Raw genomic sequence first — 26,214 nt, 5'->3', positions numbered from 1 at the left:
TGACCACGTCACCCGCGTGACCACGTGGACTCGCGGCCCGTCACGCGGCTGTGCCCGCCCGGTGGTGAGGAACCGGGCGGGCACGGATGCCGCGAGGAGCCGCCACAGCGGCTGTGGAGCGGGCGGGTCAGGAAACGGTGACGCCGTGGGAGGCCAGGTAGGCGACCGGGTCGATGTCGGAGCCGTAGTCCGGGGTCGTGCGGACCTCGAAGTGCAGGTGCGGGCCGGTCACGTTGCCGGTCGCGCCGGAGACGCCGATCTGCTGGCCCTCGGTGACGGTCTGCCCGGCCGAGACGAGCGCCTGGGTCAGGTGGCCGTACAGCGTGTACTTGCCGTCGGCGTGCTTGACGATCACGTCGTTGCCGTACGCGCCGTCCCAGCCCGCGGAGACGACGGTGCCCGCGGCGACCGACTTCACGCTGGTGCCGGAGCCGACCAGGAAGTCCACACCGGTGTGGTAGCCGCTGGACCAGTTGGCGCCGGAGGCGTGGTACTGGGTACCGATCGCCGCGTCCCCGACCGGCTTGGTGTAGCCGGAGGAGCTGGCGGCGGTGGTGTCGGCGGACTTGGTGGTCGTGGTCGTCGTGTCGGACGACTTCGACGGGGCGGTGGTCTCGGCGGGCGCCGGGGTCGCCTTCTTGGCGGGGGCCGGGGCCGACTTCTTCGGCGCCGGGGCGGACTTCTGCGCGGTGGCGGGCTTCTCGGCGGAGGCGCCGTTCAGCGTGAGGTGCTGGCCCGGGTAGATCAGGTTCGGGTTGGAGCCCACGACCGACTTGTTGTCGGAGTAGAGCTGCTGCCAGCCGCCGTTGACGTGGTGGCTGTCGGCGATCTTCGACAGCGAGTCACCGCTGACCACGGAGTACTTGGTGGTCTTGGCCTTGGCGGCCTTGGGCGCGGCGCTCTTGTCCGCCACGGTCGTCGCCTTGACGGCGGAGGTGTGCGAGGCGGTGGCGGGGGCGCTGTGGGCGGGCTCGGCCGCCGAGGCGATGCCCGCGCCGACCAGCGGCAGGGCGATGGCCACGCCACCCGTGCCCGCGGCGATGCAGATGCGGGTGAGGCGGCTCATACGGGTCTTGCGGTGCTGTCCCTTTGCGGGCATGGGGGATTTCCTCTCCTACGCCTACGAGGTGAGCTGTCGGGTTCGGGCAGGAGATGCCCGGTCACGTGGAAATGCCGTTGCGTGTACGCAAGGCGCCGCGACTTCACCCCGAGCCGTCCGGTACTGCTGGACGGCGACTTACCTGGGTCCCCCGCCCCTGCCGTGTGTGATCAAAGATCCAGGAAACCGGGCGGCGGCAGGATTCGGCGTTCCGCCCGACGGACATTCGCAATTCGCGGGCATCCGGCCCGCAGGAGGCGAAGCTAAACGACCGGCCGAGCGGCGGGCAACCAACCGTGATCGTCGTCGGGCGCACCGCGCGGGGCGCGGTCACTCCCGGTCGTCCGCCGTCACCGCTGCGTGTGCGGGCCGCTCACCGTCCGTGCCTCCGTGACCGATTCCTGGTGACAAACCGCCCGGATCGGGAACAGTGGGTACATCGGGGGAATCGGACCGTGTTCCCGAGGTGATGCCGCTCACTGCGGACCGGCCGAGTGAGCCACATCACGCCTAAATGCCCGATTTAATACGCTACTTGGGGATATCAGTAGCTGCCGGGCGAGCCGCCGATCCGGCCGTCGAGCGACCTGCTGAGCCGGTACGCGACCGGCCGGAAGCCGACCGCGGGCCAGTGCCCCGCCGCCAGCGGTGAGGCGGAGTGCCAGCGGGCCGACATGTAGCGGTGGCCGTGGTCGTACGCCCAGGCCAGCGCGGTGGCGAGCAGGACGCGGCTGACGCCCTCGCCGCGCGCGGAGGGTTCGACGTACGCCTCGGCCAGCTCCACGCAGGACTCGGGGATCACCGGGTCGGGCGTGGCGGGGACCAGCAGCACCATGCCGATTTCCTCGCCCCTGCGGGAGGCGATCCAGGCGCCGCTGCGCGGGTCGCCGAGCGCGTCGGCGTAGTAGACCCGCAGGGCGGCGAGCGCGCGTTCCGGCTGGGGCTGGAACACCGCGGACTCGCGCTGCCTGCGCGAGGACTCGGCGGCCATCCGGCCGATCTGCGGCAGGTCGCCGACGCCCGCGCGCCGGATGCCGAGCCCTTCGACGCCGCGCGGCTGGCGCCCGCGCGCCTTGACCGCCATCAGACCGTGCACCAATTCGCGGCCGAAGCCGAGGTCCGCCCAGGGCAGGGTGGCGGTCTCCCCCGCGGGCACGTCGACGTAGTGGACCAGCCGTCGCTCCGCGACGAGCCGGGCCGCGACGCGGGCGTACAGCGCGCGCAGCACCTCCGACTCGCGTCCGCCGGGCAGCGCGTGACCGCCGTGCGGGACCAGCGCGGAGTGCGGGTGGCTGCGCAGCCCCGCCGGGTCGTCCTGGGTGAGGTCCACCGGGACGGCGGCGAGGTGTCCGATCAGGCCGCCGTCGCCGTCGAGCGCGCGGGCGGCCTCGAGACCCGGAACGCCGATCAGTTTGCCCAGCAGCTCCTCACCGCGCACAGGGCCGTCGGCGAGCCACGACCGTTGCGACGGCGGGCGGCGGGCGCGCGCGAACCAGCGGTCGTAGCGCTGCACGGCCTGGGGTATGTGCTCGGTGGTCAGCGGCGCGATGGCGACAGTCATGGTGGATGGGGACGCTAGCGGGGTGCGCGGTCCCACGGCAAGGCGAGGCCGGACCGGCGGCGGCCGGGAGGTCAACGGGCTTACGCGCGAGGGTCGTTCAGCCTGTCCAGGCGGGGTGTCTCGGGTCGTCGGCACGTACCAGGACATCGGCGGTCTGTTCCGGCATCGCCTCCCGGTCGTAACGGTCGAATGCGGGCAGCGTCCACCGGTCGGCCTGCGCCGTGCGCCGCTCCAGCGCGGCCGGGGACAGCCGCAGATGGACCGTCAGATCGAACGGCAGCCCCTGCCCGAGGAGCAGCGGCCCGTCGAGTACGAGGACGCCGCCGGGCGGCAGGCGCACGTAGTCGGCGCGCGTGGCGCGGTCGGTGGCGGCGTCCCACAGCGTCGGCAGGACGCGGCCCGAGCCGCCGGTGCCGAGCGGGTCGAGCACTTCGCGGCGCAGCGCGCCGGTGTCCAGCCAGAGCTGGTAGTACGCGTCGGCGTCCTGGTGGCCGTACTCGTAGCGCAGGGACGCGGGCCGCAGGAAGTCGGCGGCGCGCACCCGGAGCACGCGGCGGCCGAGAGCGGGCAGCGCGGCGGCGACGGCGTCCGCCAGATCGCCGGGGCGGGCGGCGTCCGCGCCGTCCACGGCCACCCGCCACCAGGGCCCCGGCCCGTCCGCGCTCACCCCCGCGGTCGCGTCCGCGATCCGCTCGGCGAGGGTGTCGGCCAGCCGTGACCAGGTGATCGGGGTGAGCTGCACACCGGCCATCCTGCACCGCCGTCACCCGTTCGGGCGACTTCACTGCGCCAGGAGCGGGGCGGGGGGCGCGATGGGCACATGAACCGGTCCTGGCGGGCAATGCTCGCGCCGGGCACCGTTCGCCGCCTCCCCCACATGGTGGAAATTCGCTACAAATCACTCATTTGCCACCGTGCGTGATCTATTACTTTTTGTGAGCCTGGAAGAACTCATGGTGACCGTCCCCATCACCCAGGAGAAAGCCCAATGATCCTGTCGATCTCCGGCGTCGTCCTTCTCGGCGTCATCTGCTTCCTGTTCTTCCGCAAGGACGGGCTGAAGGTGTCCCACGGCCTCGTCTGCGCCCTCTTCGGCTTCTACCTCGCGGGCACGGCCATCGCCCCGAGCATCAAGGCGGGCGGCGCGAGCCTGGCCAGCCTGCTGGGCGGGATCAAGGTCTAGGGCCCCGGCCCGGGACCTGGCCGTCGCCGGCGGGCGGCCACTCCAGTACGGGCCCGGCGCGGTCGTCCGCTCCGGGCCCGTGTCCATTCCGGCCGCCGCCCGTCCCCCCGCCGCACCCTCAGGGCGCCGCCCTTCCCCACGCGGCCCTTCCCGCACCCGAAGCCCGAACCCGAACCACCCATGGAGCACCCCGTGGCCAGGCGTCCCCTTCCCAGCATTCTGACCAGCCGACCCGCGCTCGTCCGCGGGCGCGATCTGGCGCGCACCGCGGCAGACAGCGCCACCGACGTGCTCCATCCGGTCATCACCATCGCCCGCGGCATGCGCAAGCAGGTGCTGTGGGCGGGCGGCTGGTGGGGCCGCACCCCCAAGGACCGCCGCGGCCCCGCGCTGCTGCTGGCCGCCGCGGGCGTGGTCGTCGTCGTGATGATGCCGTACGGCCCGCTGCTGGCGATCGGCGCGATCATGGCGTCCGCCGCGTGGATGGGCCGCGACCGCACCCCCGCCGCCCCGGCGGGCCCGAGCGAGGCCGAGACCGGCCGGCTCCAGGCGCTGTACGAGGCGCTGGTGCCGTACCTGTCGGACGCCGGGGACCCCGCGCCGCTGTACGCGCACGAGGGAAGCTGGGAGAAGGTGTTCAGCGAGTACGAGTTCCAGGGCGGTCGGCTCGCCCGGCTGCACCTGCGCTACCCGGCGTACTTCACCGACGGCGAGGCCGAGTCGCGCGCCCGGGTGGAGCAGCTTCTGCACGCCAAGGCGGGCCGGGGCCGGGAGTACCGCTTCGACTGGAACGAGGAGGAGAACCACCTCACCCTCACCGCGCTGCCGCCGCTGCCGACCGACATCGTCGCGCAGCGCTTCATCACCTCGCCCGGCGAGACGGTCCTCGGCTTCACCGACGCCGGTGCCGTCCAGCGGACGGTGCCGGTGACCGGCGGCGAGGGCACCAGGGACGCCCCGCCGGTCGTCTGGCGCACCGGCCCCCGCTCCACCGAGCCGCACCTGCTGGCGCTCGGCCAGCCCGGCACCGGCACCACCAGCCTGCTGCGGTCCATCGCGCTCCAGGCGCTGGTCCACGGTGACGTGGTGGTCGTGGACGGCAGCGGCACCGGTGAGTACGCGTCCCTGATCGGGCGGCCCGGCGTCCTCGCCGTGGAGGGCGGCCTGTCCGGCGCCTCCGCCACCCTCGAGTGGGCCGCGCACGAGACGGAACGGCGGCTCATCGCCGTCAACCGGGCGCGGCAGAACGGCGATCCGGTCTCCGAGGACGTACGCCGTCCGCTGTGGATCCTGGTGGACCGGCCCACCGCGCTGACCCAGCTCGCCCTCGCCGAGGGGCGGCCCGACCCGCAGACTCTCCTCGACGTCCCGCTGCGGCACGGGCGCGCGGCCAATGTCGCCGTCGCCGTCGCCGACCAGCTCGACGCCACGGAGGCGCTCGCGCCCGTCGTGATCGCCCAGACCCGGGCCCGGGTCGTCCTCGGGCCGCTCGCCCCCGAGCACGTCGAGGCCGTTCTCGGCGCCCCGCAGCGCACCACCCCGGCCGCCGATGTTCCCCCCGGCCGCGGGTACGCCCGGCTCGGCACCGGGCCCGTCCTGCGCCTCCAGGTGCCCTCCACTCCCGACCCCTACGACGACGAGTGCGCCCAGTCGCACCGCGACGCCGTCCTCGGCCTCCTCCCCACCACCTCCGAAGCCGAGGCCGACTCCGTCGAGGTCCCCGAGCCCGAGGAGTCCTCTCCCGCCGTCCTCGAACCGGCCCCCGTCGCCCTCCGCAAGGACGCCGTCGTCCGCACCGTCGCCGACCTGGAACTCGGCTAGCCCCCCCTACGCCCCGCCGCGCGAGACGGTGAGCCGCTCTTCTTGGCCGCGCGGCGGCCCGCTGTCCGTACGTCGGGACGTGCCCCGTAGGGGCGCGGGGAACTGCGCGACCAGCCGTCGCGGCGGCGAGCTGTGAGAACCGGCCCCAGCGGGGCAGTTGCTGTCGTGTCCGGGCTAACAGCCCGTCGTGGCTGGGCGCGCAGTTCCCCGCGCCCCTCAAAGCACGGCCCTGCGCAAGGGCATCGCAAGGGGGGGCGCCCCCCCAAGGCGGGCCCTGCGCAAGGGCAGGGAACGAGGAGGCGGGCCGGAGGCCCTAGGCCACGAAGAGGCCGGTGGTTTCGCCGTCGGCGGCGCCGCCGGAGCGGACGACGTGGGCGGCTTGGGCAAGCCGGGCGGCAGCCTCAACGGCGGCGGCCCCGCTGACGGTGAAGGGAAGCCGGATGTACGGCTCAAAGGCGCCGTCGACGCCGAAGCGCGGCCCGGACGGCACGCGGACACCGAGCCGTTCACCGGCGACGGCCAGCCGCGAGCCGGACACGTCACCGGTGTGGACCCACATGGTCATACCGCCGCGGGGCACCGCGAAGTCCCAGTCGGGAGTGTGCTCACGCAAGGCGGCGACGAGGTCGTCGCGACACTCGCGGGCCCGCTCGCGGCGAGCCGCGAGGGCCAGGTCCCAGCCGCCGCCGCGCAGCAGCCAGGCGACGGCGAGCTGGTCGACGACGGGCGAGCCGATGTCGAGGTAGGCGCGGGCCGAGACCAGGCGGCGTACGACGTCCGGGGTGGTGCGGACCCAGCCGATCCGCAGCCCCGCCCAGACCGCCTTGCTGGCGGAGCCCACGGTCATGACGGTGCCGCCGCGGTCGAAGGCGGCCATCGGCCGCACCCCCGACTCCTCACCGTCCAGGACGAGTTCGGCCATCGTCTCGTCGGCCACGACGACGGTGCCCGCCGCGCGCGCGGCCTCGACCAGGTCGCGCCGCTGGTCCTCCTCGATGAGACTGCCGGTCGGGTTGTGGAAGTCCGGCATGACGTACGCCATGCGCGGCGCGGCGTCCCGCAGCACGCGCCGCCAGGCGTCCATGTCCCAGCCGCCGAGCCCCTCGCGCAGCGTGACCGGCACGAGCCGGGAGCCGGTCTCGCGGAAGAGCTCCAGCACATTGGCGTAACTGGGCGACTCGACGGCGACCCGTTCGCCGAAGCCGACCAGCCGCCGGGCCGCCGCCGCGATGGCGCCCATCGCCCCGGTGGTCACCATGATCTGCTCCGGCATGGTGGGCACACCGCGCGCGGTGTAGCGGTCGGCGATGGCCTCGCGCAGCACCGGCAGCCCCGCGGGGAAGTCGCCGTGCGTGGCGGCGTAGGCGGGTAGTTCGGCGAGCGCGCCCTCCATGGCGCGGGTCAGCCACGGCTCGGGCGCGGGCAGCGAGGCGCAGCCGAGGTCGATCACGGACCCGGCGGCGTCCGGCGGCAGCGGCTCCAGGCTGCGCGAGGGCAGCACATGGCCGTCGGGGATCGCGGTCCAGCTTCCGGCGCCGCGCCGCGAGCGGGCGAACCCCTCGGCGCGCAGCGCCTCGTAGGCGGCGGCGACGGTGGTCCGGCTGACGCCGAGCGCGAGAGCCAGTTCCCGTTCCGCGGGCAGCCGCGCGGCGACCTGTACCCGGCCTTCGAGCACCAGCAGCCTGATCCCGTCGGCCAGCCCCCGGTAGGCGGGCAGTTTCCGCCCGTGGCCCGCCGCCGCTCCGGCGCCGCGGCCGCTTCGCGGGCGCGGTTCGAGAAGCCGGGCGAGGTGCGCGGCGCCGACCGTCGCAGTCCACTGGGACACAGAAATCAGTCCACCTTCCACAGATTGGCCGTGGATCCGAAGCACTTACAGGCCACAGAGTGGCATGTGCGCCAACACGTCCGCCAGGGGGGTTCCGTTGTTCTCGTCGTTCCCGCACCCGTCGCTCTCGCCGGTCCCGTACCGCCGCCTCGTCCGTCTCTACGTCGGGCTGGTCCTGTACGGGGCCAGCTCAGCGCTGATGATCCGCGCCGCGCTCGGCCTGGACCCGTGGGACGTCTTCCATCAGGGGCTGTCCCGGCTGACCGGACTGAGCATCGGCGTCGTCTCCATTGTCGTCGGCGCGGCCGTTCTCCTCCTGTGGTGGCCGATCCGGCAGCGCCCCGGACTCGGCACGGTCTCCAACGTCTTCGTCGTGGGCCTGGCGATGGACGGGACCTGCCGCCTGGTGCCGCACGTGGAGGCCCTGGCCGTACGCGTCCCGCTGCTGGTGGCCGGGGTGGCGCTCAACGGCCTGGCGACCGGCCTCTACATCACCGCCCGTTTCGGCCCCGGACCGCGCGACGGCCTGATGACCGGCCTGCACCGCAGGACCGGCCGTTCCGTACGGCTGGTGCGTACCGGCATCGAGGTGACCGTGCTGGCCGCCGGTTTCGCGCTGGGCGGCGGCGTGGGGGTCGGTACGGTGCTCTACGCGCTGGCCATCGGCCCGCTCGCGCAATTCTTCCTGCGGGCCTTCGCGGAACCGGAGGGAGCGCCGGGTCCGGGCGTGGCCAAGGACGCGAACAGGGACGGGGCCACGGACGCGACCAGGGACGGGGAGGCGAATTCGGATACGAATTCGGGTGCTGACGCGGGCTCGACCCCGGACGTAATGCCCGCTTCTGCGGTGATTCGTCGGGACGCGCCCGAACGTGCTGCGGTCGATCCGATTTAGCCGGAGGCGGTGCGGACCGGTAGTGTACGCGGTTGGCCCAGCAGCTTGACCGTTACTGCACGCAAAAGATATGACGACACCGGGTGACATCTCCGCTCAGATGTGACAAACCGGGCACCGGTGGGTACAAACAGGGGCGACACGACGGGCGACGCATCTCCCTAAACGGGAATCTTCACCGCCGACCGGACGTTGACCGGATGACGACGACAGCGACACCTGTCCTGTGGGCGACCAAGCCCGGGAGGCACGATTCATGAGTGAGCGAGCTCTCCGCGGCACGCGACTCGGGGCCACCAGCTACGAGACCGACCGCGGTATCGATCTGGCCCCGCGCCAGACCGTTGAGTACGCATGCCGGAACGGACATCGATTTGAGATGCCGTTCTCGGTTGAGGCCGAGATTCCGCCGGAGTGGGAGTGCCGCGCCTGCGGCCAGACCGCCCTGCTGGTGGACGGAGAGGGCCCGGAGGAGAAGACGACCAAGCCCGCGCGCACGCACTGGGACATGCTGATGGAGCGGCGCACGCTCGAGGAGCTGGAGGAGGTGCTGGCCGAACGGCTGGCCGTCCTGCGCTCCGGAGCGATGAACATCGCCGTGCATCCGCGCGACAACCGCAAGAGCGCCTGACAGCGCGGGCTCACCCATGGGGGCGCCCCAGGGATCACCTCCCCGGGGACCAAGGCCCCCCGACACTTCCCCGCCGGGGGCGGAGCACCTGCTCCGCCCCCGGCGGGTTTTTGCGTGGCGCGGCGCTGATCCCGAGATCCGCGGGGCGCGGACCGCCGGACCCGCGCGCGTGATCAGTCCCGGTGGTCGACGACCTCGCCCTGGATGACCTTGCCGTCGGGCTTGTGGATCCGGATCTGCTCGTTGGCGTCCCGCGCCTGCTGGAAGAGGTCGCCGACGGAGCCGGGCTCCCCGGCGGCGGGCCGCGCCGCGAGGGCGCGGGCGTTGAGCCGGTCGACGCCCTTGCCGATGAGCCTGCGTGTCGGCGGGAAGAGCAGGAACAGCGCCACGGCGTCGGAGAGGAAGCCGGGGATGATCAGCAGCAAGCCGCCGAGCATCGCCAGTCCGTTGCGCCCCTTGCTCTCGGCGGGCGGGGTCGGGGCCGCGTTCGGGTCCCGCGCGGCCTGCGCCTGGGCGGCCTGCACCTGCGCGGTCAGATTCCGCCACGCGCTGCGCCCGGCCCGCTTGACCGCGCTCGCGCCCAGTATCAGCCCGGCGACGATCAGCAGGAAGACCGTCAGCCCGCTGGTCGCCCCCGCCACCACGATGAGCAGCCAGATCTCCAGCACCGCCCAGGCCGCGACGGCCAGCGGCAGGATGGTGCGGACGCGCGAACGGCGCCGTCGCCGCGGGCCGGGCTGCTGCGGACGGACAGAGGGCGGAGTGCTCATCGTCATAGCTCAAGTGTGCCAAAGATCGGGTAAAGACCGGATCGGTGGACGCTTCCCTCTTCGGCTTCCGCGGGGGATTCCCGCGGACGCCCGTGCGCACGTCCGCGCGTCCCGCCCCCGCATGCCCCACGAAGGGGCTCAGGGGGCCGTGAGCGGCCTTACGGCTTGCGGCCGACGATCTTGCCCGCCCGGGAGCCCACGCCCCACGCGGTGACCCGCCACAGCGCCTCGACCACGATGTTGCGGCTCATCTTGCTGTCGCCGCGCTCGCGTTCGACGAAGGTGATCGGCACCTCGACCACGTGGAAGCCGCCCTTGACCGCGCGCCAGGCGAGGTCCACCTGGAAGCAGTAGCCGGCCGAGGCGATCTCGGCCATGCCGAGACCTTCCAGGGTCTCCTTGCGGAAGGCGCGGTAGCCGCCGGTCACGTCACGGATCGGGACGTCCAGCAGGAGCCGGGAGTAGGTGCTGCCGCCGCGCGACAGATACTCGCGGGACTTCGGCCAGTTGACGACCCGTCCGCCCGGGATCCAGCGCGAACCGAGCACCAGGTCCGCGCTCTTGAGCGCGGTCAGCAGCCGGGGCAGTTCCTCCGGCTGGTGGGAGCCGTCCGCGTCCATCTCGACCAGGACGCCGTAGCCGTGGTCGATGCCCCACTGGAAGCCGGCGAGGTACGCCGCGCCCAGGCCCTCCTTGCCCTGCCGGTGCAGGACGTGGACCTGCTCGTCGGCGCCCGCCAGCTCGTCGGCGAGCTTCCCGGTGCCGTCCGGGCTGTTGTCGTCGGCGACGAGGATGTGGGCGTCGGGTACCGACGTGCGCACCCGCTGCACGATCGGCTTGATGTTCTCGGCCTCGTTGTAGGTCGGGATGATGACCAGAACCTTGCCGAGCGGCCCGAAGCTCCGCTGCTCGCCGTCGTTCACTACTGCCCCTTTGCCATGCCCATGCGTGTGCGGTCGCGCCTGCCGAGCGCGAAGGCGACCGCACAGGACAGGAGCCCAACAATAGCGAGTGACCACTCAGGAAACGTACCGACGCGGTCGGCGAGAGTGATCTCGTCGCGCAGCGGGATGTCGGCACTCAGCACCTGCTGGGTGAACTCCGCGCTCTGCTGTTCGATCTTGCCATCAGGAGCGACGATCGCACTGATTCCGCTGGTCGCGGCGGTGACGATGGCGCGGCCGTGCTCGACGGCGCGCAGCCGGGACATGGCGAGCTGCTGTTCGGGCTGGCCGGTGCGGCCGTAGGTGGCGTTGTTGGTCTGGACGACCAGGGCCCGCGCCCCGGCTTTCACCGTGTCGCGCACGATGCCGTCGTAGGCGACCTCGAAGCAGATCACGTCGCCGAGTTCGGCCGGGCCGATCCGCATCACGCCGGTGCCCTTGCCGGGGTAGAAGTCCCGCGGGATCTGGTTGAGCATCGGGACGACCTTGGTCAGCGCCTTGCGGAAGGGCACGTACTCGCCGAACGGCACCGGGTGCTGCTTGGTGTAGTGGGCGCCGGGGCCGGTGACCGGGTCCCACACGATGCCCTCGTTCTGCACGTGGTCCTCGTCCGGGCCGTCGACCAGGGCGCCGACCAGCACCGGCACACCCACCGCCTTCACGGCCTCGGTGATCTTGTCGTACGCCTCCGGGTACGTGAAGGGGTCCAGGTCGGAGGAGTTCTCCGGCCACAGCACGATGTCGGGCTTGGGCACCTTGCCCGCCTCGATGTCGGCGGCGAGCTTGAGGGTGGCCTGTACGTGGTTGTTGAGGATCTGCATCGGTCGGCCGAGGAAGTGCATGCCGGGCTGCTGCACATTGCCCTGGACGACGGCGACGCGCACGTGGCCGACGGCATTGGTGTGCACCGGCACGAGCAGGCCGGACAGCAGGACGGCCACCGACAGGGCCAGGGCGGTCACGCCCGGCAGAACGGCGGCGCGGCGGGCTTTGTACGCCCGGTACCCGGCCAGGGCCGCCGCGGCCAGCAGCGTGCCGCTGAGCGCCACCGCGAAGGTCACCAGCGGGGCGCCGCCGAGCGCGGCGAGCGGGGTGTACGGGGAGGCGGTGTTGGCGAACGCCAGGCGCCCCCACGGGAAGCCGCCGAACGGCAGCCGGTCGCGTACCAGCTCCTGTGCGACCCACAGGCACGCGGTCCACAGCGGCCAGCCGGGCAGCCGCCGGGCGAGCACGATCAGCGCGGCCATCAGCACGAGGTACGCCGCCTCGACCGCCGACAGCAGCGGTACGGCCAGCCAGATCACCGAGCGCAGCCACACCAGGAGCCACAGGAAGAAGGGGAACGCGAAGGCGAAGCCCAGCCAGGCCGCCTGGCGCACCGTCCTGCCCTCGAGCACCAGTGCCAGGGCCGCCACCGCCACCACCGACAGCGGCCACACCCCGTACGGCGGAAACGCCAGCGCCAGCGCGCAGCCGCTCACCGCGGCCACAGCCGACCTGGGCGCGGCCGCCCGCGCCGCCGCCGCGAACCGCTCGCGGCGCGACGCCTTCCCCTCCGCCCCAACCCCTGGCGCCGCTGACGGCTCCGTCAACGGCTCAACCGCGGTCGCCGCGGAAACGGTGTCGGGTCGCGGGCGCACGTCGCGGCCTTTCTTGCAGGTGAAGTGGTGATGAAGGCGACGGTACCCCGCCCCACCCGCCTGGGGGCACCCCCGGACGAAGTCTGGGGACCCCCAGGCCGCGGAACAGGGAGCGGAAGGGCAGCGGAACGGGCCCAGGCGCCCATCGGGCCGACGCGGGACCCTCCCCCAGACTCCGTCCGGGGGGGGGACCCCCAGACTGCGGGAAGGCAACGGAACGGGCCCGGACGCCCTTCGGGCCAACGCGGGACCCTCCCCCAGACTCCGTCCGGGGGGACCCCCAGACTGCGGAAGGGCAACGGAACGGGCCCGGACGCCCTTCGGGCCGACCTGGGACCCGCTGGCTGCGGGTCAGTACCAAGGCCGTTGTCTACTGGGCGTCCGGGCCCTTCCCGGGTCACACCTGCCGACCGGGGCGCGTACGCGTTCCGGCGCCGCTGACGCTGGACCTGGCTGCCAGTGGCGGCGTGCACGTGCGGCGCGGCGCCCCATGGCCCAGCGGCGGTCGACAGAACCGCGGAGGGCCCCCGGTCCGACGTCCTGTGGTGGACTTGGCCGAACCTACTCGCCTCCGACCATCGGCTGTCAACACCCCCTTGACCTGCGGGGTTTCGCCAAATCAGCAGGTCAGTGCGGGGCCCTGCGACACGCCGCGACAGGCCGAGGGCACACCGTTCGGCCGCATGTGCCGAGCGATGGTCACCCGTTCGGCCGCTCGAAGACGGTACGGCCGCCGACGACGGTGCGCAGGGCGGACGGAAGCGGGCGTCCGGGGGTGAGATCGGGCAGGCCCGGGGTGCCGGAGCGCGGGTCGGTGGACCAGTTGGCGACGCGCTCGTCGGGGGCCTGGACGACGAGGTCGCCGCTGTCCCAGACGGCGTAGTCGGCGGGGGCGCCGGGGACCAGGACGCCGGTGTCGTCGCGCCCGATGGCGCGCCAGCCGCCACGGGTGTGGGCGTTGAAGGCGGCGCGAGCCGAGACGCGGTGCTCGGGGGTGCGGTGGAAGGCGGCGGCGCGGACGGCGCCCCAGGGGTCGAGCGGGGTGACGGGGCTGTCGGAGCCGAGGACCAGCGGCACCCCGGCACGGGTCATGGCGGCGAAGGGGTTGAGGTCGCGGGCCCGGTCGGCGCCGAGCCGGTCGGCGTACATGCCGTCCTCGCCGCCCCAGGCCGCGTCGAAGGCGGGCTGCACGGAGGCCACGAGGCCGAATTCGGCGAAGGCCGCGATGGTGTCGGGGGTCATCAGTTCGGCGTGCTCCACGCGGTGCCGCAGTGCCCTGACGCGTTCCAGGCCGACGGCCGCGGCGGCGGCCCGTACGCCGTCGACGACCGCGCCGATCGCCGCGTCCCCGATGGCGTGGAAACCGGCCTGGAGGCCCGCTTCCGTGCAGAGCGTGAGGTGGCGGGCGATGGTCTCGGCGTCCAGGTAGCTGACGCCGGTGTGCGGCGCGTCGGCGTACGGGGCGTGCAGGCAGGCGGTGTGGGAGCCGATCGAGCCGTCCACGAAGAGGTCGCCGCCCGCGCCGATCGCGCCGAGGTCCCTGACCCGGTCGAGGTCGGCGGGGTCGGACGCGGCCTGCGCCCAGTAGCCGAAGACCCGCGGCCCGGCGTCGGCGGCGGCCAGCGCGAGGAGGCCGGTGAGGTCGTCCTCGGAGGAGATGTCGGGGCCCGCGCACTCGTGCAGCGCGCCGATGCCCTGTTCCGCGGCGTGCAGCAGCGCGGCGCGCTGGGCGGCGGCGCGCTGGGCGGGGGTGACGGCGGCGTACGCGGCGCGGCGTACCGCGTGGTGCGCGTCGCGGGTCAGCGGCGCCTGCGGGTCGAAGCCGGGCTCGTCCCGGACGCCGGGCACCAGGTCGAGCAGCGCGGTGCTGACGGCGGCCGAGTGGACGTCCGTACGGGTCAGGTAGAGGGGTCGTCCGCCGACCGCCTCGTCCAGCTCCGCGCGGGTCGGTGTGCGCCGCTCGGGCCACCGGCTCTCGTCCCAGCCGTGGCCGAGCAGCACGCGGTCGACGGGCCGCTCGGCGGCGTACGCGGCCGTACGGGTCAGCGCGTCGGACAGCGACGCGGCGCCGGACAGGTCGAGGCCGGTGAGGGCGAAGCCGGTGGCGGTGGTGTGCACGTGCGCGTCGGTGAAGGCCGGGGTGACCAGCGCCCCTTCGAGCTGGACGACACGGTCCACGCCGTCCGCGAAGGAGTCCGCGGCCCCTTCGGAACCGACCCACGCGACAGTGCCGCCGTCCACGACCATCGCGGTCGCGAAGGGGTCGGCGGGGCTGTAGACGGCGCCGCCGCGGAGCAGGACGGTTCCGGTCGGCGCGGGGGTGGCGGGGGGCTGCGGAGAGGAGGTGCGGTGCATGGGCACAAGTCTCCCCCGGTCGGGGCGCGCGCCGGACTCCGGGGTGGCGCCCCCGGCGCCTGCGCGCCTCCCGTGACGGCGGGTCGGCGGCGGCCGGACTCACGGCTCAGACGCGCGGCGGCCTGGCCTCGTACGCCGTGGACAGGACGACCGTGGTGCGGGTGGAGACGCCCGCGAGGGTGCGGATCCGGGTCAGGAGGTGTTCCAGCTCGATGGGGGCGGAGACCCGCACCTTGAGGATGTAGTTCTCGTCGCCCGCGACGCTGTGGCACGCCTCGATCTCGGGGACCTCGGCGAGGCGGTCCGCGATGTCGTCGGGGGCGCTGGGGTCGAACGGTTTGACGGAGATGAAGGCCGTCAGGGACAGGCCGACCGCCTCGGGGTCGACGATGGCCGCGTAGCCGCGGATCACGCCGCGCTGTTCGAGCCTGCGCACACGCTGGTGCACCGCCGAGGTGGACAGGCCGGTGGCCTTGCCCAGGTCGGTGTAGCTCATGCGCCCGTCGGCGACGAGAAGTTCCACGATGTGCCGGTCCAACTCCTCCATAGCGGATGACCTTACCCATAGGCACAGCGCCGCGTTACGTATGCATGCGCACGGTTCGGTCACATCCCGCGCCGGGTGTCGCCGGCGCGCTCACGCGGGCAGCAGCCGGTCCAGGTGGGCGTTGCTGAAGGTGCGGCCCGGATCCAGCTCGGCGGCCAGCGCCCGGAAGTCCGCCATACGGGGGTAGCGGGACCTGACCTCGGCGGCGTCGGCGACGTAGACCTTGCCCCAGTGCGGGCGCGGCGCGTACGGCGCGAGGCGCTGTTCGAGGCGGGCGAGGACCGGGAGGACGGCGGCGGTGTCCGGCACCCAGGTGAAGTGGAAGGCGACGCAGTCGTGCCCGTAGGCGGGGCTGAGCCAGAGCCGGTCGGCGGCGACGGTCCGCACTTCGCAGATCTGGAGCAGCGGCGCGATGTCGGCGCCGAGCCCGGCGAGGGCGTGGAGCGCGGGCAGGGCGTGTTCGCGGGGCAGCAGGTATTCGGACTGCAACTCGGCGCCGCTGCTGGGGGTGAATCCCGGCCTGAAGTGCGGCAGTCGCTCGTGCCAGGGGCCGGCCACGCCCTGCTGCGCGGTGCAGTTCACCGGGTCGGCGCCGGGGACGGGGTGCATCGGCCCGGTGGCGGGCGCGGCCCAGGGGAATTCGGGCGCGGGCGCGGCGGCGAGCTGCTTGAGCCAGACCTGCCCGAAGCGCGGCGCGCGCCAGTCGGTGAACATGCTGACGCTGTACGCGGCCCCGGTGATCGCGTCGAAGTGGCCGTCCAGGTCGGCCAGTTCGAGTCCGGTGAAGACGTGCTGGCGGAGGGCGAAGTCGGGGACCAGGTCGAGGGTGAGGGCGGTGACGACGCCGAGTGCGCCGAGCGAGACCACGGCGCCGTCGAAGCGGTCGCCGTCCTTGTCCCGGCTGAGCACGGCGACTTCGCCGTCCGCGGTGACGAGTTCGAGGGCGCTGACGGAGGTGCCGAGGCCGCCGTTGGCGTTGCCGGAGCCGTGGGTGCCGGTGGCGACGCTGCCCGCCACCGAAATGTGCGGCAGCGACGCCATGTTGGGCAGCGCGAAGCCGGACTCGTGCAGCCGCTGGGCGAGTTCGGCGTAGCGGACGCCCGCGGCGACGCGGACGGTGGCCGCGGCCGTGTCGATGTCGATCTCCGGTGGCAGGCCGGAGAGTTCGACGAGGGCGCCGTCGGTGTCGGCGATGTCGTTGAAGGAGTGGCCGCTGCCCAGCACCCGCACGCGGCGGCTCGCGGCGACCAGGGAGCGCAGGGCGCCGGTCGACTCCGGGCGGTGCACCCGTTCCGCCGAGAAGGTGATGTTCCCGGCCCAGTTGGTCCGCATCCCACCGTCACGCATTACGCCGCCACCCGTCACGCATCACGTCGCCACGCATTCTGCCGAGCCGCTTCCACCGGTCGGCGGGGCCCTGCCCGGCCACGCCCGCTCGCACCTTATCCGGCACTCCCGCAAGATGCCGCGCGGGGGCACGAGGGGTGCGCGGAGGCATGGCGAGGGCGCATGGACCGGCCAAAAGGCGGGATGTGACGAAGGCCACACCCCATGCATCCCTATGAGGTCGATGGCGTGATTACCCGCGTAGCGCGGCGGGAAGTGCTCGCTATGGCCGCGGGATTGACGCCGGGCCGGCCCGATGGAGGGCACATCCGTCCGATGGGGGAGACGCGAATATGCGTAACCATGTGCGCCACAACCGCAGTGAGCGGACCCAGCCGGCGCCCGAGGAGGGGCACGAACGCGAATTCGCGCTCGCGCTGCTGCCGGGACTGCCGGACGCCGACGACACGGATGACTCGTTCGAGGACGATCTCGACCTGGTCCGGGTGGACTGCCCGGAGTGCGCGCGGCCGATCGCGGTCTTCGCCGACGAGGACCGGCTTCCGGAGCACGCCCTGTGCCCCACGCCGTGGAACCCCTTCGGCCTCACCGTCTGCTCCGGCTCGGGCCGCCCCGTCGAGGAGGCCCGCCCCCTCGACGGCTCCCTGCCCGGCGAGGTCCACGACCTCGACCTCGGCACCCTCTTGGTCCTGCCCGACACCCTGGACTGGCGCACCCAGCCCTTCTCGCACGTGGGCGGCCCCGGCTCGCGCCCCTTCCGGGTACCGGCGCCCCGCGCGGCCTGATCCGGCGCCCCGACCGGGGCGCCGGGGTACCGCCCGCCGCCGGGCGACCGCTCAGCTCCGCGACTCGGGGCCCGCCACGTGGCGGGCGATCACCATGCGCTGGATCTGGTTGGTGCCCTCGACGATCTGCAGCACCTTGGCCTCGCGCATGTACCGCTCCACGGGGAAGTCGGCCGTGTAGCCGTAGCCGCCCAGGAGCTGGACGGCGTCCGTCGTCACCTGCATCGCCGCGTCGGTGCAGAAGAGCTTGGCCATGGCGGCCTGCCGGGAGAAGTCGAGACCGGCGTCGCGGGTCCTGGCCGCGGCCAGGTACAGGGCGCGGCCCGCCTCGATCTTGGTGGCCATGTCGGCGATCATGAAGCGCAGCCCCTGGAAGTCGGCCAGGGGCCGGGCGAATTGGCGCCGCTCCTTGACGTACGCGAGACCGGCGTCCAGCGCGGCCTGGGCCAGGCCGACGGCGCAGGCGGCGATGCCGAGCCGCCCGGCGTCCAGCGCGGCCAGCGCGATGGCGAACCCCTGGCCCTCCTCGCCGATGCGGCGGCTGTCGGGGACGGTCACGCCGTCGAAGTGCACCTGCGCGGTGGGCGAGCCCTTCATGCCCATCTTCCGCTCGGGCGCGGCGGCGCTCAGGCCCGGCGCGTCGCCCGGCACCAGATACGCGGAGATGCCGCGCGCGCCGTCGCCGCCGCTGCGGGCCAGGACGGTGTAGAAGTCGGCGACCCCGCCGTGGGTGATCCACGCCTTGGTGCCGTCGATCGTCCAGTTCCCGCCGTCGTCGTCCGCGCCGTCGTCGTCCGCGCCGCCGCCGTCCGCGCCGCCGCCGGTACGTACGGCGCGCGTCTGCAGGCTGGCCGCGTCGGAGCCCGCGGCGGGCTCGGAGAGGCAGTAGGCGCCGAGGAGGCTGCCGCCCAGCATGGCGGGCAGGTGCTCGGCGCGCTGTTCCTTGGCGCCGAAGTGCGCGAGGGCGTGGCAGGCGAGGGTGTGGACGCTGACGCCGAGGCCGATGGTGAGGCGGGCCGCGGCCAGTTCCTCCAGCACCTGGAGATAGACCTCGTACGGCTGGCCCCCGCCGCCGTGCTCCTCCGCGTACGGCAGGCCGAGCAGTCCGGTCTCCCCGATCAGCGCGAAGGTCTCACGCGGGAAGTGGCCCGCGTCCTCCTCCGCGGCGGCCGCGGGCGCGATCTCCCGCTGGGCCAGGTCCCGGGTGAGCGCGAGCAGATCCCGCGCCTCCTCGGTGGGCAGGTGGCGGACAACCGGCTGCGGGCCGTGCTGCGACATCGCGGCACGCTCCTCCCTGTCGGGGGCGTCGGCGGCACGCCCTGGGTGTGGCGGCGCCGTCGGTGGGCAGTGCCCATGAACCGATGGTCCCCTGCCGGGTCGCGGCACGCGGTGATCAGCGGTTCTGGCGCGTTGGAGTATGCCTGATCGGACGCGCCACGTCACGGGCGCGAGTGTGTCTTGTCTTTCCCGCCCGCCCACCCGTGCGGGTGCTTTCTTCGTCTGCGGGTGCCGCCTGTGCCTGGTCGGTGCCGGTCCGGGGCACCTCCTCGAAATGCGGCTACCTGGCCTTGCTCATTCGGCACCCTTCTTGTCACCGCATTTCTGCGGGGGCACCCCGCCCCGTCCCCTCCTCGCCCGTCGGCGTCCGCCTGCCGGTGGGGGTGGCCGGGGGAGGGGGGTGGGTGGGGGCTCGGCCCCTGCGCCCCCCGACCCGGCCGCGTAGGCGGGAGGGGGATGGATGGGCTCGGGCACATCGGCGTCCGACGGTCCACTGTGGCTGAGGAAAGTCCCAAAGACCGGCGACGGCGCCCGGCCGTTCCTCCACCGTGGGATCGACGGAGAGCGCCCCCTCAGGGCGGAAGACACCCGGGGCACCCTCACAATCTCGGACACCCACCCCGGCCCCCCACCGGACAGGCGGACGCCGACAGACCCGAGCCCACCCACCCCTTCTCGTCCGCCCCGGCTGGACGGTCGGTCGCACAGGGGGCCGAGCCCCCACCCACCCCGTCCCATCCGCCCCAGGCGGACCGTCGGATGCCGACGTACCCGAGCCCACCCACCCCCCTCTCCCGGCCACCCCCACCGGCAGGCGGACGCCGACGTACCGGGAGGGGACGGGCCGGGGTGCCCCCGCAGAAATGCGGTGACAAGAAGGGCACCGGATACACAGGTACCAGGTAGCCGCATTTCGAGGAGGTGCCCCGGACCGGCACCGACCCAGGCACAAGCGGCACCCGCAGACGACAAAACACCCGCACGGGTGGGCGGGCGGGCGGGCGGGAAAAGAAGCAAGACACGACTGGAGTGACAGGTGAGTACGGCGACGGAGGCGGATGAGTACGATCACGCTCCCACGGGGCCGCGAGCGGCCCTACGCTGCTGCCCATGGAGAGCTTGGACGCCACGGATCCGCGCACAGTCGGCGGATACCCGCTGTTCGCGCGGCTCGGCGCGGGCGGCATGGGACAGGTCTATCTGGCGCGCACCCCCGCCGGGAGGGCACTGGCGCTGAAGACAGTACGGTCCGAGTTCGGGCTCGACCCCGGCTTCGGGGAGCGGTTCGCGCGGGAGATCCGCCACGCGGACCGCGTGCGTTCGCCGTGGACGGTGGCGGTGGTGGACTACAGCCCGCCCGGCACCCGCCCCCCGTGGCTGGCGACGGAGTACGTGGCGGCGCCCTCACTGGCCGAGTGGGTCTCGGCGCACGGCCCGCTGCCGGAACCGGCCCTGGCGTCGCTGGCCGCCGAACTCTGCGAGGCGCTGCGGTCGGTGCACGCGGTGGGTCTCGCGCACCGCGACGTGAAGCCGTCGAACGTACTGCTCGGCCCTGACCGGCCGCTGCTGATCGACTTCGGCATCGCGCGGGCCGCGGAGGACTCCCGGCACACCAGGACCGGCGGGGTGATCGGCTCCCCCGGCTACATGGCGCCCGAGCAGGCGACCGCGGGCGCGTCCGCCGAGCCCGGCGACCTGTTCGCGCTGGCGGCCGTACTCGTCTACGCGGGGACCGGGCACGGCCCGTTCAACCGGCCGGGCGAAGAGCCGTCGACGCCCGCGCTGATGTACCGGATCGTGCACGAGGACGGCGACCTCACCGGGCTGCCCGACGCGGTGGCGCCGCTGGTCCACGCGTGCCTCGCCAAGGAACCGGCCGACCGGCCGACCGCCGAGGAGGCGCTGGCGCTGCTGCGGGAGGCGGGGCACCGTACGGGCGTGTGGCACGAGGTCCCGCCGCCCGGCCTCACCGACGAGCTGCGCGGCCGAGAAGCGCGGGTCCGCACGCTGCTGGCGGACCCGACGGCCGCCGTGGGGCCGTCGCCGTACTCCCCCACGGCGCCGCTGACCGCGCCCGGCCGCGGCCCCGGCTCCGGAGGCCAGACCCCCGCTCCCCCGCACGCCGCGTACGCGCCGCCGCGTACACCGTCGCCCCTGCCGGGCCCCGTCCGGCCCACCGGGCCGTACTCCGGGCCGCAGCCCGCGCCGTGGGGTGCCGCGCGCCGCGCGCCGGGGATGGGCCGCGGTGCCCGCGTCGGACTGGTCGTCGCGGGCGTGCTGGCCCTGTGCGTGGTGGTCGGCGTGATCCTCGACCAGCAGCGCGGCTCCGGCGACGACAACAACGGGAGTCCCGGCCCGAGTACGAGCACCCACACCTCCGCGCCCGCCGACGCGCTGCCCGCTTCGTGGGTCGGCACCTGGGTCGGTACGGGGCCCGGTAATCCGAGCGGCAGCGGGGGCCAGCCGCGCAGCGACCGGTTCACCGTCACGCTCACCCTGCACGCGGGGGCGCGCGGCGAGGCCGTCGGCCAGGACGTCAGCAACATCCCCGAGGCGGGCACGGGGGCGGAGCGGGGCTGTACGGAGGCGCTGTCGCTGGCGCAGGTCCGGGGGAACACCATGACCTTGCGGGTCACCGCCGCCGAGCCCACGGACCCCGACTCGTCGCTGACCTGTCTGACAGGGCATGAGTACTCCGTCTCCATGACGGACGCGCGCACCCTGCGGATCGAGGCGGGGCCGCAGGCCGAGGGCGCCCCGAGCACGCTCACCAAGCGGAGCTGACGGGGAAGGCGCCGGTCAGGTTCCGGTGAGCCGCAGGCCCGCCCAGAGCGCGACCGTGGAGGCGATGAGCGTCGGCGGCACCGTGAGCAGCCCGAGCCGGGTGAAGGTGCGCAGGTCGGAGTCGGTGCCGTGGTCGCGCAGCACGCGCCGCCACAGCAGGGTGGCGAGCGAGCCCGCGTAGGTGAGGTTGGGGCCGAGGTTGACGCCGATGAGCACGGCGAGCACGGGGCCGGGGCCGCCCGCGGCGGCCAGCGGGAGCAGTGCGAGCACGGCGGGCAGGTTGTTGATCAGATTGGCCAGGACGGCGGCGAACGCGGCGGTCCCGAGCAGCGCGAGCAGGCCGCTGCCGTGCGGCAGCACCCGGTCGGCGGCGTCGGACAGGCCGTTGTCGACCACGGCCTTCACCACGACGCCGAGGGCGAGCACGAACAGGCAGAACAGCGGCCCGGCCGCGGCGACCAGGCCGCGGACCGTCGCCCGGCGGCGGCGCAGCGCCCGTACGCCCAGGACCAGCGCGCCCGCGAGCGCCGCCCAGGCGGGGTTGAGGCCGCCGAGCGAGGTGACCGCGAAGCCGGCCAGGGTCAGGCCGAGGACGACCAGCGTGAACACCGGTACGGCCGGCGGCTCGCCCTGCTCCGGCGGGTGCTCGCGGACGGCGAGGTCGGCGGCGAAGTAGCGGCGGAAGACGGCGTATTCGATGCCGACGGACAGCAGCCACGGCAGGGTCATCAGGAGCGCGAAGCGGGTGAAGGACACGCCGGCGGCCGTGAAGGCCAGCAGATTGGTGAGGTTGGAGACCGGCAGGAGCAGGGAGGCGGAGTTGGCCAGGTGCGCGGTCGCGTACAGGTGCGGGCGCGCCTTGGCGCCCGCCCGCGCGGCCGTCGCGATGATCACCGGGGTGAGCAGGACGACGGTCGCGTCCAGGCTGAGCACCGCCGTGACCAGCGCGGCCACGACGAACACCCCGGCCAGCAGCCGCTTGGGCTCGCCCCGGCAGGCCCGCGCGACCGCGTCGCCCGCCGCTGTGAACAGACCGTCGTCGGCGCACAGTTCCGCCAGGACGAGCACGGCCGCCAGGAAGCCGACGACCGGCAGCAGTTCCCTGGTCTCGTGCCAGGCGGCGGACGGCGTCACCGCCCCGATGCCGATGAGCAGTCCCGCGGCGGGCACCGCGGCCACCGCCTCGGGCCAGCCGCGCGGGCGCAGGACGGCGAAGCCGAGGACCAGCAGGAGAGCGAGGGCGGAGATCGTCTCCGCGACGGCGGTGTTCAGGGGGCTCTCCTCGGACGGACCACGGGCTCGCGTACCGCCTGATTCCACCACGTGGGCCGCGCGGCTCCGCCCCGACGCCCGCCCGACGCACTCAAGTGCGTCGTTTCTCACGGCCCCGCGCGCTGGCGGAGCCGTGACGGCGGACCAGGCGGCTAGCTGGCGTCGGCCAGCGACAGGGTGTGGAGCCGTTCCGGCGGGCCGGGGCGGGCGTAGTACCAGCCCTGGCCGGTGTCGCAGCCGAGGGCGCGCAGATGGTCGGCCTGGGTGCGGGTCTCGACGCCTTCGACGGTGACGGTCAGGTTGAGGGCGTGGGCGAGGGAGACGATGCCGCCGACGATCTTGAGGTCGACGGGGTCGGCGGCGTGGCCGCGCATGCCGCGGGTGAAGGAGCGGTCGAGCTTGAGGACGCTGACGGGGAGCCAGCGCAGGGAGGACAGGTTGGAGTAGCCGGTGCCGAAGTCGTCGAGGGCGATGGAGACGCCGAGGTCGACTATCTGCCGCAGGGGCTTGAGGGTGTCCTCGTCGGCGCCGATCAGAGCGCTCTCTGTGACCTCAAGGCAGAGCGAGGCGGGGTCGAGGCCGGTGTCCTCCAGGACGCGGGAGACCTCCTGGACCAGCTCGGGGTGGTGCAGCTGGATCGGTGAGAGGTTGACGTTGACCCGTGGCGGCGGACCGCCGCCGATGTGCTCGCTCTGCCAGGCGTACGCCTGGCGGGCGGCCCGCTCCAGGACCCAGCGGCCGAGGCCGACGATGTGTCCCGTGCTTTCGGCGAGCGGGATGAACTGGTCGGGCCCGAGTATGCCGTGGGTGGGGTGGCACCAGCGCACCAGCGCTTCGGCGCCGTGCACGGCGCCGTCGTCGAGGCCGACGAGGGGCTGGTACTCGATGAAGAACTCGTCGTGTTCCAGGGCGCTCGGGAGCTGGTTGGTCAGGCCGTGCCGGGTGATGGCGCGGGCGTCGGCGACCGGGTCGGCGACCTCGTACCGGTTGCCGCCCTGTTCCTTGGCGCGGTACATCGTGATGTCGGCGCTGCGCAGGACGTCGGCGGCGATCCGGGACTCGACGGGGCCGTGGACGATGCCGATGCTGCCGTGGACGGGCAGTTCGCGGCCGTCGAGCAGGACGGGGGCGGACAGCGCGTCCAGGATGCGTTCGGCGAGCGCGGTGACGGCGGCGAGGCTCGGCGGGTCGGTGTAGAGGGCGACGAATTCGTCGCCGCCGATCCTGGCGACGAGCTGGTCGGGCGAGGTGACGCAGGACTGGAGGCGTTCGGCGACGGCGACGAGGAGCTGGTCGCCCACCGCGTGGCCGAGGCTGTCGTTGACGGCCTTGAACCCGTCGAGGTCGAGGTAGCAGACGCCGATGCGGCTGGTGCCGTTGGCGGGGTCGGCGTCGAGCGCGGCGTCGAGGCGTTCGAAGAACAGGGCGCGGTTGGGCAGTCCGGTGAGCGCGTCGTGGGTCGCCTGGTGGCGCAGTCGGCGCAGCAGTCCGCGCCGTTCCGTGACGTCCTCGACGAGCGCGAGCTGGTACTGCGGGCGGCCGGTGGCGTCGCGCAGCAGGGACGCCCGGACGTTGGCCCACAAGATGGTGCCGTCGACCCGCTGGTAGGCGCGCTCGACGTCGTACGTGTCGCGTTCGCCGCGTACCAGTTCGCCGTTGAGCCGGCGGGTGCCGGTGCCGGTGCCGTCGTCCTTGTGGACCCACTCGGTGACATTGCGGCGCATGGTCAGGGATTCGCTGCCGAACATCCGGGTCATCGCGTCGTTGACCTCGAGGACTTCCCCGTCGAGGTCGGCGATGCCGATGCCGAGGGCGGCGCCCTCGAAGACGGCGCGGAAGCGGGCCTCGCTGGCGGCCAGGGCGCCTTCGGCGTCGCGCTGAGCGTCCAGGGCGGCGCGGATGATGGACTCCTGCTCGCGCAGGGTGCGTTCGCGCAGGGCCCGCGAGAAGCCGACGGCGACCGCGTGCTGGAGGCGTGAGCAGCGGGCCCGGCAGTCGTCGGTGTCGAGGCCGGGGCCCGGCGGGCAGTACAGGACGAGGTAGGCGTCGATGACGCCGAGGATGCTGGGCAGCGCCTCGGGGTCGGTGCAGTGCGCGGCGACCAGGGCGGTGCCGACCTCGGCGGCCGGGCGGGGGTCGAACGGGCGGCCCCTGAGGGTGTCGCTCAGCACACGGGTGAGCGGCACCAGGTGGTCCTCGAACTCGGCGCGGGTCATCGAGGTGACCGTCACCGGGTAGATGGCGCGTGCCCAAATGGCGGCGAATCTGCGCAGATTGTCGCCGGGGCGTGCGTCGGGCGCGTGCGCGCCCTCGTTTCCGGCCGCGGCCGGGAGCGCGGTCACGCTTTCAGCCCCACACCGGCGAGACCGTGGAGTACGGCGGGGTCGTCGTCGTCGCTGAGCGGGGCCTCGGGGCGCCAGTGCGGCAGCGGGACGACGCCGGGCTCGACGAGTTCGAAGCCGTCGAAGAAGCGTTCCACCTCTTCTTTGGTGCGCATGATCAGCGGGGTGGCGGTGCGCTGGTAGACGGCCTGGACGCCGCGCTGTCCGGAGGGGACGGGGCCGAACTGGAGGGTGGCGTGGGTGACGACCAGGACGCTGCCGGGGGCCAGCGCGTCGCGCAGCGCGGCGACGACCTCGTTCGGATGGTCGGCGTCGGACAGGAAGTGCAGGACGGCGACGAGCAGCAGGCCCATGGGGCGGTCGAAGTCCAGCAGCCGCTTGGTCTCGGGGTTGTCCAGCACCGAGCCGGGGTCGCGGAGGTCGGCGGCGGCGATGGTCGCCTTGTCGTTGCCCTCCAGGACGGCGCGGCTGTGGGCGACGGCGACCGGGTCGTTGTCGACGTACACCACGTGGGCGTCGGGGTTGGCCCGCTGCACCACCTCGTGCACATTGCCGAAGGTGGGAATGCCGGAGCCGATGTCGAGGAACTGGTCGATGCCGCGGTCCATCGCGAAGCGCACGGCGCGGTGCATGACCGCCCGGTTGGCCTGGCCGATCTTGGGCGCCCCCGGCATGGCCCGCATGGCCAGCCGCGCCGCCTCCCGGTCCACCTCGAAGTTGTGCGAGCCACCGAGGAAGTAGTCGTAGATCCGGGACACGCTGGGCACCGTCAGGTCGATGCCCTGCGGGGCCCAGGAAGGACGGTCGGTCACGGTTGCTGTCTCCAGGTCATCGGGCTCAACGGGCGCGTCGCACACGGTGGTTCGGCCGACGGGCGCGCACCTGTCTACCCTGTGAGGCTACTGATCACGTGTTCGGAGTGAAACACGCGACCGGAGATCCAGGGTCCGTTTTTGGTCAACAACCACCAGCATGTGCATATGCGAAAACGCGCAGATGCGGACTCGCGCACACACCAGCGCGGGTCCGCTGCCGGTGACGGCCGCGGACCCGCGATAGATTTTCGGACAGCATCAGACCAGTTCAGACCAGTTCGACCGACAGCGGTTCGGCGGCCTGTGCGGTCGCCGCCCCG

The 26,214-nt window shown here is 73.5% G+C and carries 20 protein-coding genes and 1 riboswitch; of the genes, 6 read left to right on the top strand and 14 right to left on the bottom strand.

What is annotated here, in order from left to right; translation table 11 throughout:
• Positions 1–127 precede the first annotated feature (127 nt).
• From ACIP4Z_RS13145 to ACIP4Z_RS13135, 3 genes are all read right to left on the bottom strand, one after another.
• Positions 128–1,099, bottom strand: coding sequence for a peptidoglycan DD-metalloendopeptidase family protein (locus ACIP4Z_RS13145; RefSeq protein WP_355347168.1), 972 nt, complete (start codon positions 1,097–1,099; stop codon positions 128–130).
• A 3-nt stretch (positions 1,100–1,102) separates the two neighbouring features.
• Positions 1,103–1,318: riboswitch (cyclic di-AMP (ydaO/yuaA leader) on the bottom strand.
• A 325-nt stretch (positions 1,319–1,643) separates the two neighbouring features.
• A complete protein-coding gene (locus ACIP4Z_RS13140) occupies positions 1,644–2,660 on the bottom strand; it encodes a GNAT family N-acetyltransferase (protein WP_391050649.1) in 1,017 nt (338 codons plus the stop codon).
• Between the two features lie 97 nt (positions 2,661–2,757).
• Positions 2,758–3,402: a uridine kinase gene (locus ACIP4Z_RS13135; protein WP_401307243.1), complete on the bottom strand. Its 645-nt coding sequence runs from the start codon at positions 3,400–3,402 to the stop codon at positions 2,758–2,760.
• 246 nt (positions 3,403–3,648) lie between these two features.
• Between ACIP4Z_RS13135 and ACIP4Z_RS13130 the strand changes: the two genes are divergently transcribed.
• Positions 3,649–3,843 carry a hypothetical protein gene (locus tag ACIP4Z_RS13130; RefSeq protein WP_188279792.1) on the top strand — a complete coding sequence of 65 codons (195 nt, stop codon included), beginning with the start codon at positions 3,649–3,651 and terminating at the stop codon, positions 3,841–3,843.
• 192 nt (positions 3,844–4,035) lie between these two features.
• Positions 4,036–5,664, top strand: a complete 1,629-nt coding sequence (locus ACIP4Z_RS13125; RefSeq protein ID WP_401307240.1) for a hypothetical protein — start codon at positions 4,036–4,038, stop codon at positions 5,662–5,664.
• Positions 5,665–5,977: 313 nt separating this feature from the next.
• On the opposite strand, the gene ACIP4Z_RS13120 is transcribed toward ACIP4Z_RS13125, so the two are convergent.
• Positions 5,978–7,489, bottom strand: a complete 1,512-nt coding sequence (locus tag ACIP4Z_RS13120; protein ID WP_401307237.1) for a PLP-dependent aminotransferase family protein — start codon at positions 7,487–7,489, stop codon at positions 5,978–5,980.
• 64 nt (positions 7,490–7,553) lie between these two features.
• On the opposite strand from ACIP4Z_RS13120, the gene ACIP4Z_RS13115 reads away from it, so the two are divergent.
• A complete protein-coding gene (locus ACIP4Z_RS13115) occupies positions 7,554–8,384 on the top strand; it encodes a YitT family protein (protein ID WP_401307234.1) in 831 nt (276 codons plus the stop codon).
• Positions 8,385–8,640: 256 nt separating this feature from the next.
• Complete coding sequence (locus ACIP4Z_RS13110; RefSeq protein ID WP_093713023.1) at positions 8,641–9,015, top strand: RNA polymerase-binding protein RbpA; 375 nt, start codon at positions 8,641–8,643, stop codon at positions 9,013–9,015.
• Between the two features lie 173 nt (positions 9,016–9,188).
• Here the strand turns inward: ACIP4Z_RS13110 and fxsA are convergent, their stop codons facing one another.
• From fxsA to ACIP4Z_RS13080, 6 genes are all read right to left on the bottom strand, one after another.
• Entirely contained in the window at positions 9,189–9,791 is a 603-nt protein-coding gene (gene fxsA / locus ACIP4Z_RS13105; protein ID WP_355347151.1) for an FxsA family membrane protein, read from the bottom strand.
• 152 nt (positions 9,792–9,943) lie between these two features.
• Positions 9,944–10,708, bottom strand: a complete 765-nt coding sequence (locus ACIP4Z_RS13100; RefSeq protein ID WP_391050638.1) for a glycosyltransferase — start codon at positions 10,706–10,708, stop codon at positions 9,944–9,946.
• Complete coding sequence (lnt, locus tag ACIP4Z_RS13095) at positions 10,708–12,369, bottom strand: apolipoprotein N-acyltransferase (RefSeq protein ID WP_401307229.1); 1,662 nt, start codon at positions 12,367–12,369, stop codon at positions 10,708–10,710. The genes ACIP4Z_RS13100 and lnt overlap by 1 nt, the downstream gene beginning before the upstream one ends.
• Before the next feature lie 699 nt (positions 12,370–13,068).
• A complete protein-coding gene (locus ACIP4Z_RS13090; protein ID WP_401307226.1) occupies positions 13,069–14,724 on the bottom strand; it encodes an amidohydrolase in 1,656 nt (551 codons plus the stop codon).
• A gap of 106 nt (positions 14,725–14,830) precedes the next feature.
• The gene (locus ACIP4Z_RS13085) at positions 14,831–15,271 is read right to left on the bottom strand and encodes an Lrp/AsnC family transcriptional regulator (protein WP_355347139.1); all 441 of its coding nucleotides are present in this window, start codon (positions 15,269–15,271) and stop codon (positions 14,831–14,833) included.
• A 90-nt stretch (positions 15,272–15,361) separates the two neighbouring features.
• Complete coding sequence (locus ACIP4Z_RS13080; RefSeq protein WP_401307222.1) at positions 15,362–16,618, bottom strand: FAD-binding protein; 1,257 nt, start codon at positions 16,616–16,618, stop codon at positions 15,362–15,364.
• A gap of 332 nt (positions 16,619–16,950) precedes the next feature.
• Here ACIP4Z_RS13080 and ACIP4Z_RS13075 point away from each other — a divergent pair, with 332 nt between their 5' ends.
• Positions 16,951–17,403, top strand: a complete 453-nt coding sequence (locus ACIP4Z_RS13075; protein WP_401307219.1) for a hypothetical protein — start codon at positions 16,951–16,953, stop codon at positions 17,401–17,403.
• A 51-nt stretch (positions 17,404–17,454) separates the two neighbouring features.
• On the opposite strand, the gene ACIP4Z_RS13070 is transcribed toward ACIP4Z_RS13075, so the two are convergent.
• The gene (locus ACIP4Z_RS13070) at positions 17,455–18,681 is read right to left on the bottom strand and encodes an acyl-CoA dehydrogenase family protein (RefSeq protein WP_401307216.1); all 1,227 of its coding nucleotides are present in this window, start codon (positions 18,679–18,681) and stop codon (positions 17,455–17,457) included.
• Positions 18,682–19,791: 1,110 nt separating this feature from the next.
• On the opposite strand from ACIP4Z_RS13070, the gene ACIP4Z_RS13065 reads away from it, so the two are divergent.
• Positions 19,792–21,465: a protein kinase gene (locus ACIP4Z_RS13065; protein ID WP_401307213.1), complete on the top strand. Its 1,674-nt coding sequence runs from the start codon at positions 19,792–19,794 to the stop codon at positions 21,463–21,465.
• Between the two features lie 15 nt (positions 21,466–21,480).
• Here the strand turns inward: ACIP4Z_RS13065 and ACIP4Z_RS13060 are convergent, their stop codons facing one another.
• From ACIP4Z_RS13060 to ACIP4Z_RS13050, 3 genes are all read right to left on the bottom strand, one after another.
• Positions 21,481–22,785 carry an SLC13 family permease gene (locus ACIP4Z_RS13060; RefSeq protein WP_401307309.1) on the bottom strand — a complete coding sequence of 435 codons (1,305 nt, stop codon included), beginning with the start codon at positions 22,783–22,785 and terminating at the stop codon, positions 21,481–21,483.
• A 104-nt stretch (positions 22,786–22,889) separates the two neighbouring features.
• On the bottom strand, positions 22,890–25,079 hold the full coding sequence (locus ACIP4Z_RS13055) for an EAL domain-containing protein (protein WP_355347124.1): 2,190 nt from the start codon (positions 25,077–25,079) through the stop codon (positions 22,890–22,892).
• Positions 25,076–25,891 carry an SAM-dependent methyltransferase gene (locus ACIP4Z_RS13050; protein ID WP_391050623.1) on the bottom strand — a complete coding sequence of 272 codons (816 nt, stop codon included), beginning with the start codon at positions 25,889–25,891 and terminating at the stop codon, positions 25,076–25,078. Before ACIP4Z_RS13050 ends, ACIP4Z_RS13055 begins: the two co-directional genes overlap by 4 nt.
• Positions 25,892–26,214 lie beyond the last annotated feature (323 nt).

The organism is Streptomyces sp. NPDC088910 (genome assembly GCF_044749865.1).
Classification (GTDB): domain Bacteria; phylum Actinomycetota; class Actinomycetes; order Streptomycetales; family Streptomycetaceae; genus Actinacidiphila.
This window is presented reverse-complemented; position numbering and strand designations above follow the sequence as displayed.

Excerpts from the sequence above, each read along its gene's own strand:
- ACIP4Z_RS13145 (WP_355347168.1), bottom strand. The coding sequence starts at position 1,099 with ATGCCCGCAAAGGGACAGCACCGCAAGACCCGTATGAGCCGCCTCACC.
- ACIP4Z_RS13140 (WP_391050649.1), bottom strand. The coding sequence starts at position 2,660 with ATGACTGTCGCCATCGCGCCGCTGACCACCGAGCACATACCCCAGGCC.
- ACIP4Z_RS13130 (WP_188279792.1), top strand. The coding sequence starts at position 3,649 with ATGATCCTGTCGATCTCCGGCGTCGTCCTTCTCGGCGTCATCTGCTTC.
- ACIP4Z_RS13115 (WP_401307234.1), top strand. The coding sequence starts at position 7,554 with ATGTGCGCCAACACGTCCGCCAGGGGGGTTCCGTTGTTCTCGTCGTTC.
- ACIP4Z_RS13110 (WP_093713023.1), top strand. The coding sequence starts at position 8,641 with ATGAGTGAGCGAGCTCTCCGCGGCACGCGACTCGGGGCCACCAGCTAC.
- fxsA (WP_355347151.1), bottom strand. The coding sequence starts at position 9,791 with ATGACGATGAGCACTCCGCCCTCTGTCCGTCCGCAGCAGCCCGGCCCG.
- ACIP4Z_RS13090 (WP_401307226.1), bottom strand. The coding sequence starts at position 14,724 with ATGCACCGCACCTCCTCTCCGCAGCCCCCCGCCACCCCCGCGCCGACC.
- ACIP4Z_RS13085 (WP_355347139.1), bottom strand. The coding sequence starts at position 15,271 with ATGGAGGAGTTGGACCGGCACATCGTGGAACTTCTCGTCGCCGACGGG.
- ACIP4Z_RS13080 (WP_401307222.1), bottom strand. The coding sequence starts at position 16,618 with ATGCGTGACGGTGGGATGCGGACCAACTGGGCCGGGAACATCACCTTC.
- ACIP4Z_RS13075 (WP_401307219.1), top strand. The coding sequence starts at position 16,951 with ATGCGTAACCATGTGCGCCACAACCGCAGTGAGCGGACCCAGCCGGCG.
- ACIP4Z_RS13070 (WP_401307216.1), bottom strand. The coding sequence starts at position 18,681 with ATGTCGCAGCACGGCCCGCAGCCGGTTGTCCGCCACCTGCCCACCGAG.
- ACIP4Z_RS13065 (WP_401307213.1), top strand. The coding sequence starts at position 19,792 with ATGGAGAGCTTGGACGCCACGGATCCGCGCACAGTCGGCGGATACCCG.